The organism is Arthrobacter sp. YD4 (genome assembly GCF_030410515.1).
GTDB lineage: Bacteria > Actinomycetota > Actinomycetes > Actinomycetales > Micrococcaceae > Arthrobacter.
Genome location: NZ_JAUHHD010000001.1, coordinates 844,088 through 857,951, shown reverse-complemented (window position 1 = coordinate 857,951; position 13,864 = coordinate 844,088). Strand labels below are relative to the sequence as shown.

At 67.7% G+C, this 13,864-nt stretch carries 15 protein-coding genes; 7 read left to right on the top strand and 8 right to left on the bottom strand.

Features of this window, described 5'->3' with window-relative positions:
* Window positions 1–48 precede the first annotated feature (48 nt).
* Window positions 49–1,524 (top strand): cardiolipin synthase, encoded by a 1,476-nt coding sequence (cls, locus tag QWJ39_RS04030; RefSeq protein ID WP_290256404.1) that lies wholly within the window; start codon window positions 49–51, stop codon window positions 1,522–1,524.
* 41 nt (window positions 1,525–1,565) lie between these two features.
* Here cls and pabB read toward each other — a convergent pair whose 3' ends face one another.
* The 5 genes from pabB to QWJ39_RS04005 all read right to left on the bottom strand — a co-directional run bounded on the left by pabB (window position 1,566) and on the right by QWJ39_RS04005 (window position 6,182).
* Window positions 1,566–3,623: an aminodeoxychorismate synthase component I gene (gene pabB / locus QWJ39_RS04025; protein WP_290256403.1), complete on the bottom strand. Its 2,058-nt coding sequence runs from the start codon at window positions 3,621–3,623 to the stop codon at window positions 1,566–1,568.
* Complete coding sequence (locus QWJ39_RS04020) at window positions 3,620–4,201, bottom strand: low molecular weight protein-tyrosine-phosphatase (protein WP_290256401.1); 582 nt, start codon at window positions 4,199–4,201, stop codon at window positions 3,620–3,622. Before QWJ39_RS04020 ends, pabB begins: the two co-directional genes overlap by 4 nt.
* Before the next feature lie 94 nt (window positions 4,202–4,295).
* Window positions 4,296–4,856, bottom strand: coding sequence for a LysM peptidoglycan-binding domain-containing protein (locus tag QWJ39_RS04015; RefSeq protein ID WP_290256400.1), 561 nt, complete (start codon window positions 4,854–4,856; stop codon window positions 4,296–4,298).
* Complete coding sequence (locus QWJ39_RS04010; protein WP_290256399.1) at window positions 4,853–5,383, bottom strand: GNAT family N-acetyltransferase; 531 nt, start codon at window positions 5,381–5,383, stop codon at window positions 4,853–4,855. Before QWJ39_RS04010 ends, QWJ39_RS04015 begins: the two co-directional genes overlap by 4 nt.
* Window positions 5,384–5,507: 124 nt before the next feature.
* Window positions 5,508–6,182, bottom strand: coding sequence for a TetR/AcrR family transcriptional regulator (locus QWJ39_RS04005; protein ID WP_290256398.1), 675 nt, complete (start codon window positions 6,180–6,182; stop codon window positions 5,508–5,510).
* Between the two features lie 214 nt (window positions 6,183–6,396).
* On the opposite strand from QWJ39_RS04005, the gene sigK reads away from it, so the two are divergent.
* Window positions 6,397–6,981, top strand: a complete 585-nt coding sequence (gene sigK / locus QWJ39_RS04000; RefSeq protein WP_290256397.1) for an ECF RNA polymerase sigma factor SigK — start codon at window positions 6,397–6,399, stop codon at window positions 6,979–6,981.
* A gap of 858 nt (window positions 6,982–7,839) precedes the next feature.
* On the opposite strand, the gene QWJ39_RS03995 is transcribed toward sigK, so the two are convergent.
* Both QWJ39_RS03995 and QWJ39_RS03990 read right to left on the bottom strand, forming a co-directional pair.
* Window positions 7,840–8,499: a Type 1 glutamine amidotransferase-like domain-containing protein gene (locus QWJ39_RS03995; RefSeq protein ID WP_290256396.1), complete on the bottom strand. Its 660-nt coding sequence runs from the start codon at window positions 8,497–8,499 to the stop codon at window positions 7,840–7,842.
* A 117-nt stretch (window positions 8,500–8,616) separates the two neighbouring features.
* A complete protein-coding gene (locus QWJ39_RS03990; RefSeq protein ID WP_290256395.1) occupies window positions 8,617–9,174 on the bottom strand; it encodes a hypothetical protein in 558 nt (185 codons plus the stop codon).
* A gap of 97 nt (window positions 9,175–9,271) precedes the next feature.
* Here QWJ39_RS03990 and QWJ39_RS03985 point away from each other — a divergent pair, with 97 nt between their 5' ends.
* Window positions 9,272–9,727: an SRPBCC family protein gene (locus tag QWJ39_RS03985; RefSeq protein ID WP_290256394.1), complete on the top strand. Its 456-nt coding sequence runs from the start codon at window positions 9,272–9,274 to the stop codon at window positions 9,725–9,727.
* 5 nt (window positions 9,728–9,732) lie between these two features.
* Here QWJ39_RS03985 and QWJ39_RS03980 read toward each other — a convergent pair whose 3' ends face one another.
* Window positions 9,733–10,203, bottom strand: coding sequence for a MarR family transcriptional regulator (locus QWJ39_RS03980; RefSeq protein WP_290256393.1), 471 nt, complete (start codon window positions 10,201–10,203; stop codon window positions 9,733–9,735).
* 121 nt (window positions 10,204–10,324) lie between these two features.
* On the opposite strand from QWJ39_RS03980, the gene QWJ39_RS03975 reads away from it, so the two are divergent.
* From QWJ39_RS03975 to QWJ39_RS03960, 4 genes are read left to right on the top strand one after another with little or no spacing between them, the layout of a single operon-like run.
* Entirely contained in the window at window positions 10,325–11,260 is a 936-nt protein-coding gene (locus QWJ39_RS03975; RefSeq protein ID WP_290256392.1) for an SDR family NAD(P)-dependent oxidoreductase, read from the top strand.
* Between the two features lies 1 nt (window position 11,261).
* A complete protein-coding gene (locus QWJ39_RS03970) occupies window positions 11,262–12,155 on the top strand; it encodes an amidohydrolase family protein (RefSeq protein WP_290256391.1) in 894 nt (297 codons plus the stop codon).
* Between the two features lies 1 nt (window position 12,156).
* Window positions 12,157–13,365, top strand: a complete 1,209-nt coding sequence (locus tag QWJ39_RS03965) for an acyl-CoA dehydrogenase family protein (protein ID WP_290256390.1) — start codon at window positions 12,157–12,159, stop codon at window positions 13,363–13,365.
* 26 nt (window positions 13,366–13,391) lie between these two features.
* On the top strand, window positions 13,392–13,847 hold the full coding sequence (locus tag QWJ39_RS03960) for a MaoC family dehydratase (RefSeq protein ID WP_290256389.1): 456 nt from the start codon (window positions 13,392–13,394) through the stop codon (window positions 13,845–13,847).
* Window positions 13,848–13,864 lie beyond the last annotated feature (17 nt).

Below are 13,864 nucleotides of genomic sequence, written 5' to 3'. Positions count from 1 at the left end.
GCCCGTTCCGGAACTGTTCCGCGGGTCTGGAACTTGAGGGGTTCGCCTGTGCTCTGGCCTTTACCGTTCGTGGGGTCACTCCCGTCCTGGGCGATCCTGATCCTCACGCTGATCGACCTCGCCATCCGGGTGCTGGCGCTGGGCATCATCCCCGGCAACCGCCGCCCCACCACTGCCATGGCGTGGCTGCTCGGCATTTTCTTCGTCCCCTCCGTCGGGCTGGTGCTGTTCCTGCTGTTCGGCAACTTCCGGCTCTCCCGCCGCCGCCGTGCCCAGCAGGAGGCCGTGAACACCCGGATCCGCGCCGGCACCTCGGAACTGGCCGCCGTCGAGAGCCGCTACGACGGCCCGGAATGGGTGGCTTCCGCCGCGGAACTGAACAAGACCCTGGGCTCGCTCCCCATGGTCGACAACAACAGCGTGGAACTGCTGCCCGGCTACCCGGATTCAATCAAGGCGATGGCCGCCGCGGCCCGCGAGGCCAAGAGCTTCATCAACGCCGAGTTCTACATCCTCAGCTCGGACCACGTCACCGATGACCTGCTGACGGCGCTGGAGGAGGCCGCCGAGCGCGGCGTCGAGGTCCGGCTGCTGTTCGACCACCTCGGGACCTTGCGGATCAAGGGCTACAGCAAGCTGATCGCCCGGCTCAAGGCCAGCAAGATCCGCTGGCGGCCGATGCTGCCCCTGCAGCCGGTCCACGGCCAGTGGCGCCGCCCTGACCTGCGCAACCACCGGAAGATCATGGTGATCGACGGCGAGGTGGCCTTCACTGGCTCGCAGAACCTGATCGAGCCGTCCTACAACAACCCGAAGCACCGCAAGGTGGGCCGGGAATGGGTCGAGCTGATGGCCTGCATGCGCGGCCAGATCGTCACCACCCTGAACGTGGTCTTCGCCACCGACTGGCTCAGCGAGACGGACGAGTCGCTTGAGCACCAGCTGGGCCACCGGCCCGAGTCGGTGCCGGGCCACGTCACCGCGCAGGTGGTTCCCAGCGGTCCCGGGTTCATCACGGAGAACAACCTCCGCCTCTTCAACACGCTGATTTACTCCGCGCAGCACAAGCTTTCCATCTGCAGCCCCTACTTCGTTCCGGACGATTCGCTGCTGTACGCGGTGACGACGGCGGCCCAGCGCGGCGTCGACGTCGAGCTCTTCGTCTCCGAGAAGGGCGACCAGTTCCTGGTCCACCACGCCCAGCAGTCCTATTACCAGGCGCTGCTCGAGGCGGGGGTGCGGATCTACCTCTACAAGGCCCCGTTCGTGCTCCACGCCAAACACTTCACCGTGGACAACGAGGTGGCCGTGCTGGGCTCGAGCAACATGGACATGCGCTCCTTCTCGCTGAACCTCGAAGTCTCTGTGATGATGCTCGGCGAGGACATCGTCAGCCGGATCCGCGAGGTCGAGGAGACCTACCGGGGCATCTCCCGCGAGCTGACGCTGGAAGAGTGGATGAAGCGCCCGCGCCGGATCAAGTACATCGACAACGTCGCCCGCCTGACCGCAACCCTGCAGTAAAGGGCTTTCAGCCGGGCTTCAGGAGGGCACCAGGCGGGGCTTCAGCCGGGCGGGAACACCGAACCGAGGGCCGAGAGCACGCCGAAGGCCTTGGTGCGGATCTCCTCGTATTCCTCGGCGGGGTCCGAGTCGGCGGTGATCGCGCCACCGACGCCGAGGCTCAGGGTGGTGCCTGCGGCGCCGTCGTCGTGCATCACCAGGGTGCGGATGGCGACGGCGAGGTCCGTGCCGCCGTCGAGCGAGAAGTAGCCGACGGCGCCGGAGTAGACGCCGCGCGGGGCCGCCTCAAGGTGGTCCAGGATGGCCATGGTGCTGACCTTGGGTGCGCCGGTCATGGAGCCTGCCGGGAAGCACGCCGCCACCGCCTCGGCCCGGGACGCGCCGGGCCGGAGCCGGGCATCGATGGTGCTCACCATCTGGTGCACGGTGGCGTAGCTCTCCACCGCGCAGAGCCGGCTGACGGAGACGGATCCGGGGACGGCGAAGTGGCTGAGGTCGTTGCGCAGCAGGTCCACGATCATGATGTTCTCGGCCCGGTCCTTGGGCGCGGCGGACAGCTCGTCCCGGAGGTCCCGGTCCGCTTCCGGGTCCGCCGACCGGCGGCGCGTGCCCTTGATCGGCTCCGCCCGCATGGCGCCGCCGGCGGTGATCCGCAGGAACCGTTCGGGGGAGGTGCTGGCGACGGTGACGCCGTCCAGGCGCAGGAAGCTGGCGAACGGGGCGGGATTCCGACGCCGCAGCGCCAGGTAGGTCTCCCACGGGTCGACGCCGTCGGCCGGAACCTCGGCGGTGAGGGCGGTGGTGAGGCAGACCTCGTAGCTGTTGCCCTCGGCGATCTGGTGCCCCGCCGCGGCGATCTTGGCCTGGTAGCCGGCCGCGGTGTCCCGGGCGGCGAACACCGGCGGTGTGGCGATTTTCGTGCTGCCCGCATGTTTTAGCACGGGCGTGCCGTCACTGGGTGATCTCGCCGCCTCGTTGATCGCGGTATTTACCGCAGCGCGGGCCATATCCAGCCACCCGGCGGCGTCGGGGTCCTCCAGTGCCAGCAGCCAGACGGCACCCTCCGCATGGTCGAGCACCACGGCCCGGCCGGCGAAAATGAGCGCGGCATCCGGGCTGTCGGCGGCCACGTCACTGCCGCCGGTTTCGCGTTTGAGTTCGTAGCCGAGGTAGCCCAGCCAGCCCAGGGTGAAGCCGCAGCCGTAGTCGTCGGGGGAGCTGAGCGGCCGGCTGTCCCATGCGGTGTCGAGCCAGCGGAAGAAGCCGCCCTCGACGGTGGCCGCGGCGGCGCCCGCGCGGATGCTGGTGCGGCCGGAGCGGTGCAGGACCGACTGGCCATGGCTGCCGCCGTCGTCGGCCAGGATGCTGAAGCGGCCCCGGCCCGCCGGGTCGCTGGTGAGGGAGGAATCGAGCCAGACGGCCCGCTGCGAGCCGCCGTAGAGAGCGTCGAAGAGGCGTGCGGGATCCGGTGCTGCGTCGATCCGCTCGGCGTGCAGGGGCACCGCGTGGCGGGCCTGCCGTTCCGGGTGCAGCAGCGTGGCCAGCGCGGGAAGGTGCAGGAGCGCCTGCAGCACCCGGCCGGGGGCGGCGCCGTCGGCGTGGTTGAGGACCCTGACGTCGGCCCGGGCGGGGACATCGTCGCCGGCCAGCCAGGCCTCTTCCTGCTCGGCCCACTGCTCCCAGTAGGGGGCGTAGGTGTCGCCGTCGCGCTCCAAGGCGCGGTCCTTGCGGGCGCCGTCGGGGGCGTCGGTCCAGATCACGGCGTCGAGGTATGGCGCGGCCTCAGCGGCTGCCGCACCGACACCCTCGACCAGGACGACGTCGGCCGGGCGGGTGATGCGTGCCTCGCCGTCGTAGTGCCGCTCCCAGTCCCAGCTGGTCCAGTGCGCGGTGGCGCCGCGCCGGAGCGGGGCCAAGACGGTGGCGGCGTAGCGGTCGATCCCGGCGGCAAGTCCGTTCCAGCCCGGGTAGATGTCCTCAAGGTGGAAGAGCGAGACCGTGCGGTGGTCCCGCAGCCGGGCCGCGAGTTCAATGGCGAGGGTGGTTTTGCCTGCCCCGGAGCGTCCGTCGATGGCGATGATGACGGGTGCGGGGCTCATGAAATAGAGCGTACCCGCTGCTCCGTGTCGGCTTCTTCCGGGTCCGGGAGGGGCCGGAGGTCGGCGGCGGAGTGGGCCAGCGCGGCCCGGAGGTGGTCGAGGAGGCCGGGCAGGGATGCGTGGATCAGGTCCCAGGTGATGTCGAAGTCGGTGTGGCCGCCGTACCAGGGGTCTTCGATGCCCTGGTCCAGAGGGTCCCTGCCCGCGACGGCGGGATCGAAGCTGCGGAGCATGCGGATTTTTGCCAGGGAAGCGGCGTCGGGAGCCGCCTGCCGCAGCCAGCCGTAGTGGTCAACGTCCATGGCAAGGATGAGATCCCGGGACTGGAACCAGTCGTTGCGCCATTCGCGTGCGATGTGGCCCGCCGAGGGAATCTGGTGGGCGGCGAGCTTGCGGGCTGCCCGCGGATCGATGGGGCGTCCCACCTCGTAGGCGGTGATGCCGGCAGAGTCGACGTCCACGCCGGTCAGCTGCGCCGCGGCCAGGGCCTCGGCCAGCATCAGCTCGGCCATGGGCGACCGGCAAATGTTGCCGGTGCACACCGTGATAATCCGGTACTGGCTCCGCGTTGAGGTCATGACTAAGCATGAGGGATGCGCGGGCCCGTTGACCAGCAAAGGACGCTGTGTGACCGGTCACGCAGACAGAAGTGACGCCGGCCCGCCGGCCGTGTCAGCGGCTGCTGGGAATGGTGATGGATTCGCCGGGCTCGACCGAAAGCACCCCATCCATGCCGCGGATGGAGGCGTTGGCCGCCCGGATGGCGTAGTCGGGGACGCCGAACCGGCTGGTGAGCCCCAGGAAGGAGTCCTCCGGTCGGACGGTGTAGGTTCCGGAGCCGTCGGCCTGCTCGTCAAAAGTCCCGTTGGCGCCCCGCTGCGGCAGGTTCCTGCCCCGGAGATCCAGGACAGCGCCGCTGGCGAGGGTTGCGTCGGGGTTGAAGGCCCGGAGATACGAGGTCTTCATCCCGAAGGCCTGGGCGATCCCGTCCCAGGTATCTCCGTCCGAGCTCGTGTAGCTGATGGGCAGATGGAACCTGTTGGTTTGGGTGGTGCCGCGCAGGGCGGAGGCCGTCGTCGACTGTTGCGGCGTCGCCGACGCCGTTGTCGGCGCTGTTGCCGTTGGCCTATCCGGCGCCGGCGCATAGTCGCAGCCGGTGAGCGCGAACAGGGTTGCGCACGCCGCAGTGATCACACCGAGGGACGCCCGGGCGGCGCCGGAGGTGCGCGTCATTTGCTGCCGGCCGAAGACGGGATCGGGTATTTGAACCCGCGGTGGGATCCCACAAAGCCCAGGCGCTCGTAAAACCGGTGGGCATCTTTGCGGGCCTCGTCCGAGGTGAGCTGCACCAGGGACGCGCCGAGTTCCGGGGCAGCGGTGTCGGTGACCCAGCGCATCATGGCCGTGCCGATGCCTCCCGAACGGGTGTCGCTCCGGACGCGGACGGCTTCCACCAGCAGCCGGGTGGAACCGCGCCGGGCCATGCCGGGGATCCGGGTGAGCTGCATCGTGCCCATCAGCTCACCGCCGTCGTCCGTCACGACGAGCAGCTCGTTGGCGGGGTCCGCGGTGATCTCCAGCAGCGCGGAACGGTAGGCCTCGGTATCCGAGGCGTCGGCCTGGTCGCCTCTTGACGCACTGATCGGGTCGTCGGCGAGGAGCCGCATCAGGGCGGCGAGGTCATTCTCGGTGGCCCTGCGCAGCGTCAGCTCCCGGGCGGAGGTGTGCAGGGTCGCGGGCAGGGTGAGGGACGGGATCACACTGGCAGTCTGCCACGTCGCGGCCCGGCCGGCCCGGTTTCCCTTGGCCGGTGTGGGGCAATTCTTTGCACCCGGTGCGCGCTGCGCAGCCCGGGCAGCCGCCAACAGCCCGGAGCCGCGGTGACTACGGCAGGTCCGGGCCGGACGTGTCTTCCCGTGCGCCGGAGCCGTGGCCGGGATGGGGGTGCGTTCCAAGCGCAACGTCGATAAGAATCTCCGCGGCGGCCCGGGCCTGGCGGGCAGGCTCCGGACTGGCGGAAATGGCTGCCGTCGTCACGGCTCCCTCCGCAAGGATAGCCAGCTGCGGGGCAAGAGTGGCGGGTGCACCGATCTCGGCCGCGACCCGGGCCAGGTAATCTTGGAACTCCGCCTTTTGTGCCCGGACAATGGCGCCGATTCGTCCCGAGGTTCCACTCAACTCGCCAAATGAATTGATGAAGGCGCATCCCCGGAACCCCTCCGTGGTGAACCAGGCGGCCAGGAAATCGAACACGGCCAGCAGGCGGTCACGGGGTACCTGCGCGGATTTCACCTGCGCGACGATGTTTGTCTCCCAGTCCTCCCGCCAGGCAAGCAGGACCTGTTCAATGAGGTCTTCCTTCGAGGGAAAGAGCCGGTAGAGGCGCTTAAGCGAGACGCCGGCAACTGCCCTGACCTCATCCATGCCCACCGTGGTGAAACCGCGCGCGTAAAACAAGGGCCCGACGGCGGTCACGATTCCTGCCCGAACGGCATCCTCTGCCGCCGCCGCCGCTGCGGCGTCGACGGACGACGTCGGCCCTGCGGCAGCTTCTGGCACGGACATGCCTTGGTCCCTTTCGGCTTGCGTGGAAAACGATCGTTCTCTAATGTAAGCGACAGTGGAGAACGAGCGTTCTCCACTGCTTCTTCACCCGGTTGGTAGGGCTCCGGTTTTACCGAGCGGCCACCATCCTCTTGGTTTCACCATACGCTCCTCAACTGCTTCACCGGTGGCCCGCTGGGGGCTGACGCGGACTGACCGAAAAGACATTATGGAGACACTGGACCGCCCGCCATCCGGACAGGATGAAGCCGCAATCTTCCTGGCCGGCTTGTTGGGTGAAGCCGCAGAGGGTAACCACGAGGCCTTTTCCGAGTTTTACCGCCTCACTTCGCCGCGGGTGTTCAGCGTGGTGCGGCGTGTTGTACGGGATCCTGAGCTCAGTGAGGAAGTCATGCAGGAGGTGTTCCTCCTGGTCTGGCAGAATGCGGACAAGTACGACTCTGCACTTGGCAGTCCATATGCATGGCTGGTCACCATAGCGCACCGCAAGGCGGTAGATAAGGTTCGATCGTGGCAGAGCAGCGCCGACCGCGACGCGCGATGGATGACGGCCGAATGGAAGCAGCCATTTGACGAAGTCGGCGAGGTGGTCACGGACAGAATGGAAGTTCGTCAGGTCTCCGAAGCCCTCACGGTTCTTTCACCGCTGCAACGCGAGTCCATTGTCTTGGCCTATTTCGGCAGCCTCACATACCGCGAGGTGGCCGAGAAGCTCGCAGTGCCGCTGCCCACGATCAAATCACGGATCCGCGACGGCTTGAGCCGCCTGCGGACCCAACTCGACGTCGTCTGATCACGCCGAGCTTCGCCGCGGAGCCTCCTGAGCCGTCGGTACGCGCGGGTACGTGCCAGAAGCCACCTGAACCGCCCCCGGAAATACCAGGCCAGGGCGATCCCAAGGACGGCCAACGGGAGTAACTCGGGAGCCAGCGCGAAGGCTCCGAAGAGGATGTCGAAGGCTTCGAATCCGATGGCCGAGCCGGCGGCCAGCCACACCCAGCCGCCGAATGACGTGGCCCGGAGTGCCATGCGGCGGTAAAGCCGGCGGCTCAGGCGATACAGCAAGGCGAGGCGGCGGACGGGGCGGGAACTGAGCGGGCGGTGCGTCGAAGATCTTGGGGGTACGGGGATGTGCGGGGACACGACAATGGACTCCTGGTGGCGGTGGCGAATGACTCGGTGACGAGGTCGCCCAGTGAGCCGCCAGGGAGCAGTCGGCCGAACTGGCTCTGCCGGCGAGGGGTCAGGCCGTGGACTGCTGCTGCTGATGGCTCAGGGGCGATTGCCGTGACCGCCAGGAGCACGGGGGCCCGGACCGCCGGCAGGTGGCGGCCAGGCGGATGAGGCTGGTGGCCGCCTGGGCGGCTTATCGGTAACACCGACGACGGCGCCGCCAATGTAGACAACGAGGCGGTTGAGAAGTGCCTGGAAGGTGTGAGCCATGACGGTGGCCGTCGCAACGACCAGCGCCAAGAGCGCTACGGCCGCGATGGGAGGCAGTCCGGAACCAAGGGTTGCGCGGACCGCGACATCCAGCTGGACAAAACGTTCCAGCAACTCCCAACCCGTCACAGCAGCTCCCCCTAATCGCCCCCACGCTAACATCGGCCGGACGGCCGGACAACGAAGCCTCGGCCAGCAAAAGGTGGCGCTAGCCGAACCTCCTCCAGATTCCCTCGGAGATCACGTCGACGGTGCCGTCGACCACCGAGATGGCAGTCTGCTCGTCGATGGCGTAGGCCGGGGTGCCCAGCTCCTCCGCCCACCGTTCGGCGTCGGCCATGGTGTTGGTCGGGAAGGCGAACAGGTGCGGGAAGATCGCAAAGTCCACCACTCCAAGGGTGCGGTCGTCCGGCGCGGACGGCCAGTGGACGAAGGGCGTTCCGATCCGCGGAGCCATGACCATGCTCCCGGCGCTTACCCCGACCCAGACCGTTTCGGTGAGCGATGGCAGGAGTCCTTCGAGTCCGGACTCGCGGATCCAGTGGGCCAGGTAGCTCGCGTCACCGCCGTCGACCAGGAGCACGTCGGCGTCCCGGACCCATGGGATCCAGCGTTCCTGCCCGATGCTGGGCAGGGCGGTGAGTTCCAGGACGCCGACCGAGGCCCAGCCCAGGCCGGACAGATGTGGCGAGCCTGTCCCTGCGGCTACGAACCGCTGGGCCGATTCCGGGCCGCACGCGGGGTGCCCCCACTGTGCCGTGGGGATGGCCAGCGCGTGGCACTCCTCGATGGGCTTGTCCAGGAGGTCAAGCAGCGCGGAGCGGATGCTCGGATTCGTGACACCGCCTGATGTCAGCAAGAGCTTCAAGAGCTACCTCCGGTAGTAGTGGGTCGAATGATGCGGGAATCGTCGGGCAGTTCACTGCCGGCGGCAGCCTCGGAGGCCAGAGGAAGTCCGTTCGCGCGGGGTAGCCCACGTTCACGCTCACCGAACCCCGACGTGGTCCAGCGCCCTCAGCAGATCGCCGGGATCGGCGACGTCGTAAAAGGCGACGGCCTGGCCCATTCCCAGACCCATGAAGTCGAGACCGGTGTTCTGATACATGCCGACAACGCCCATCAAACCCTGTTGGCCGAACACCACATTCGCATGGCGGCCGTCGCGTGATCGGTCGATCTTGGTGGGCACATTGCCCAGCGGGGAATCCACGACGGTCCGGTCGCCGACGCAGACAATGGCCCTGCGGTCAGTAAGTCCATAGGCTGTGATCCGCTTCCTGCGCCCTTTCACGATGAATCGGCCGAAGATGAAATAAAGGCCCAGCAGGACGAACGGCACACCCCAGATCACGAAGAATGGCTGAGAGGCTGTGCGGATGGCCGTGAATTCCCAAAAGACCGCGAATCCTGCCCACAGAATGCTGAAGGGAATGAGGAATGCATCGGCACCGGTGAAACGAACCTTCGGATCAGGTTGGCTGGCCCACAACAGCTGCTCGCCTTGGCGGAGAAGGGGAAGAATGCGGCTTCGCGGATCGTCCATGCGGGCAGTCTTGCATAGGGACGGCCCGGGTGAAATAGCGGGAGCGGGATATCGAATGCGGATCAGGGCGGGGTCAAAACCCTGCAATACTCTGACGATGGCCGTCACTTTCGAATGCAGGACGCGGACCACCATGCCCCCGGCGGAAATGTTCGATCGTGCGCGCAACATCGACGTCCACATGGATTCCCTGGCGCACTCCCGGGAAGAAGCCATCGGCGGGGTGACCTCGGGCCTCATTTCCCTCGGCGAGGAAGTGACCTGGCGGGCCCACCATTTCGGCATTCCGCTGCACATGACCAGCCGGATTACTGAGATGTACGCGCCTGACTACTTCGTCGACGAGCAGGTGAGGGGTCCGTTCCGGCGGTTCCGGCACGTTCATGAATTCAGGGCGGACGGGGCAGGAACCCTCATGCTGGACCGCATCGAGTTCTCGGCGCCGTTCGGCCCCCTCGGGCGTCTGGTCGAGAAAGCGGTGCTCGCCCGCTACCTCAAACAGCTGATCGAGACGCGCAACCGGCATCTTGCCGGCGGCACGCTCATTGAGTAGCCCGTTTAACCCCACAGCGCCTTCCGGAGCAGGGCCTTCAACTGACCGGACTCCTCGGCGCTGAGCCGGGCCAGGGCGGCGGCCTCGGCCCGCCGGGCGGCCGACGTCGCCTGCCGGAAGACGGCATCGCCGTCGTCGGTGGTGGTGACGGTCTTGGCCCGCCGGTCCTGCTTGCCGGGCGCACGCATTACCAGCCCCCGGCCCTCCAGTTCATCGATCAGGGCCACGATCTGGCTGGGATCCAGGCTGAGGAACTCCGCCATCTCGCGCTGGGTCGGCTCAAGGTCGCTGTTGGCAAGTGCCAGTACCGAATAGGAGCGCTCCTTCAGCCCGAAGTCGGCCAGGGCTCGGTTGTTCAGCACCGAACCGGCGGCATGCAGCTTGGCCAGCAGGAACCCGGCGTCGCCGGCCATGGGCGCGGCCGTGAGCTTCTCCGGTCGGTCCGTGCCCGGTGCGTCTGCGGCTTCGATCGTCATTCCGGCTCCAATGGTCGACAAGATAAATCATTGACTTTCTCAATTATCCATACTTTCATGGATCCAGAACAACGTCCCACGCCGCCGTGCAGGACGCGCGGCAGCTAGCAAAGGAGCGGCAATGAGCCTCGCAGGAAAAGTAGCGATCGTCACCGGCAGCGGTCGGGGGCTGGGCCTGGCCTACGCCCGGGAACTGGCCCGGCAGGGCGCCGCCGTCGTCGTCAACGACGTTGACGAGGCGGTTGCAGCCGACGCCGTCCGCACCATCGAGGCCGACGGCGGCCGCGCCACCGCCGTCGTCGCCCCCGTGGGCAGCTCCGAGGTGGCCAGGCAGCTGGTTCAGGCGGCTGTCGACACGTTCGGCCGGCTGGACATCCTGGTCACCAACGCCGGCATCCTCCGGGACAAGAGCCTGCTCAAGATGACGGACGAGGACTTCGACGCCGTCATCAACGTCCACCTCAAGGGCACCTTCACCTGCGCCCGGGAGGCGTTCGGCTACTTCAAGGAAAATCAGGTTCCCGGCCGCATCATCACCATCGGTTCGCCCACCGGCCAGCGCGGCAACTTCGGCCAGACCAACTACGCCGCCGCCAAGGCCGGGATCGTGGGCATGGTCCGCACCTGGGCGCTGGAGATGAAGAAGGCCGGCGTCACCGCCAACGCCGTCATCCCCGTGGCCGCCACCGCCATGACCAAGACCCTCCCGTACTTCCAGAAGGCCGTCGAAGCGGACGAACGCGGCGATGCCATGCCGGCTTTCTTCCGCCACGAGCTGGGCTTCGGCACCGCCGACGACGTCGCCGGGCTGGTCGCGTTCCTGGCCTCCGACGCCGCGGCCGGGATCACCGGCCAGGCCATCGGCGCCGGCGGCGACCGGCTCCAGCTCTGGACCCACCCGGAGGCCGCCGCCACCGCATACCGCGAGGGCGGCTGGGGCTACCAAGACCTCGTGGAGAACTTCGACTCACTCTTCGGCGACAAGCTGCAGAGCGTGGGCGAGGAGTTCCTGCCGCTGCCGGAGGAGCTGCAGCCCGAGCCGGCCCAGGCCCGCTGAGATGGCCCCGACCCGGTACGAACCCGCCATCGACGCGGCCGCGCTCGACGCGATCGACATGCACGTCCACCTCGAGGTGGACAGCTGCGGCCACAACTCCCTGCCCGAAACCCTCACCGAGGCTTCCGCCAAGTACTTCAAGGCCGAGGACCGGACGCCGTCGCTGGACCGGATCGCCGAGATCTACCGCGAACTGAACATGGCCGCCGTCGTCTTCACCGTGGACGCCCGCACCCAGCTCAAGCACGAACCCAACAGCATTCCCGAGCTGATTGCCGGCGCCGCCCGCAACAATGACGTGCTGATTCCGTTCGGCAGCGTCGACCCGCGCACCGGCCCGGACGCCATCACCGGCGCCCGCCACCAGGCCGTGGACCTGGGCGCCCGCGGCTTCAAGTTCCACCCCAGCCTGCAGGGCTTCGATCCCTCGAGCGAGCAGTTCTACCCGCTCTGGGAGACGCTGCAGGAGCTGGGCCTGCCTGCGATTTTCCACACCGGCCAGAACGGCATGGGCGCGGGGCTGCCGGGCGGCTACGGCATCAAGCTGGCGTACTCCAACCCGCTGCTGCTGGACGCCGTGGCCGCGGACTTCCCGGAACTGCAGATCATCATGGCCCACCCGTCCGTGCCCTGGCAGGACGAGGCGAACTCGATCGCCACACACAAGGCCAACGTCTTCATCGACCTCTCCGGCTGGTCCCCGAAGTACTTCCCGGAGTCGCTGGTGCGGATGTCGAACTCGGTGTTGCAGGACAAGGTCCTCTTCGGCACCGATTTCCCGCTGATCACCCCGCAAAAATGGCTCGGCGCCTTCGCCGACCTGCCGCTCAAGGACGAGGTCCGGCCGAAGATCCTCAAGGCCAACGCCGTCCGCCTGCTCGGGCTCGGTGATTGAGATGGGCGCGGAAACCACGGAACGCCTCTACGGCGTCTGCGACTACTACGACGCCGAGGCGCTGCTCACCGATGCGGAGCGGCGGGTGCTGGGCCGGCTGCGGACCTTCCTCGACGAGCAGGCCAAGCCCCTGCTGGCCGACTACTGGGAACGCGGCGACTTCCCGGACCAGCTGACCGGTCCGCTGATCGACCTGGACCTGATGGAACCGGCCGAGGTGACCGGCCCGCCCGGACCAGGCCACACCCCGGCCCGCGGGATCTACCACGGCTTCCGGATCTTCGAGCTGGCGCGCTCGGACGCCTCGCTGGCCACCTTCTACACCGCCCAGGCCGGCCTCTTCCGGACGGCCGTCACGGTGGGCGCTTCCCCGGAGCAGCGGGCCGAATGGCTGCCGAGGGTGCTGGACTTCTCGCTCAAGGGCGTCTTCTCCCTGACCGAACCGGAGCACGGCTCGGACATCGCCGGCGGCCTGGCCACCAGCGCCCGGCGCGACGGCGGGGACTGGATTCTCAACGGGGCCAAGCGCTGGATCGGGGGAGCCCTGACCGCCGACGTCTTGGCCGTCTTCGCCCGCGACGAGGCCGACGGGCAGGTCAAGGGCTTCCTGGTCGACCGGCAGGCCGAAGGCGTGACCCTGGAGAAAATCCACGGCAAGGCCTCGCTGCGGATGATGCAGAACGCCAACATCACGTTGGCGGATGTCCGAGTGCCCGAGCCGATGCGGCTGCACAACGTCAACTCGTTCCGCGACGTCGCCGCGATGCTGCGGATGATGCGCTCCGACGTCGCCTGGATCGCCACCGGCACGGCCGCCGGAGCGTTCGAGGCGGCCCTCCGCTACGTCACCGAGCGGGAGCAGTTCGGCCGGACGCTGGGCTCGTTCCAGCTGGTCCAGGAAAAGCTCGCCCGGATGCTCGGCAACGTCACCTCCGCCCTCTCGCTGGTGGTCCGGCTGACCGAACAGCAGGACCGCGGCGTCTACCGGGACCAGGACTCGGCGCTGGCCAAGATGCAGACCTCCCTGCTGATGCGCGAGACCGTGGCGCTGGCGCGGGAGGTGGTCGGCGGCAACGGCATCACGCTGGCGGCCGACGTCGCCCGCTTCCACGCCGACGCCGAGGCGATCTATTCCTACGAGGGCACACACGACATCAACGCCCTCATCATCGGCCGCGCCCTCACCGGCCACAGCGCCTTCACCCACTAACCACCCCGTAACCCCAGGAGCCCGCCATGCCCAACCTCGTCGTCGACTTCGACAAGCTGCTCACCCTCGCCGGAACCGACCTCGGCGTTACCGAATACCGCGAAATCACGCAGGAACAGATCAACAAGTTCGCCGACGCCACCGGGGATGACCAGTGGATCCACGTCGACGTCGAACGCGCCAAGGAAGGACCGTTTGGCGCCCCGATCGCGCATGGATTCCTGACCCTGTCCCTGATCATTCCGTTCTGGGGCGAGCTGTTCGACGTCGAGGGCGTCACCACCAAGGTCAACTACGGTTTGGACAAGGTTCGTTTCACTTCCCCGGTGAAAGTGGGCTCGCGCATCCGGATGCAGGCCACCATCGCCGAGGTCACCGAGGTCAAGGGCGGCGCCCAGATCAAGGTGTCCAACACCATCGAGATCGAGGGCCAGGAGCGGCCCGCCGTCGTCGCCGAGTTCCTCGCCCGCTTCTACAAGTAAGCCGCCCACCGGCTCCC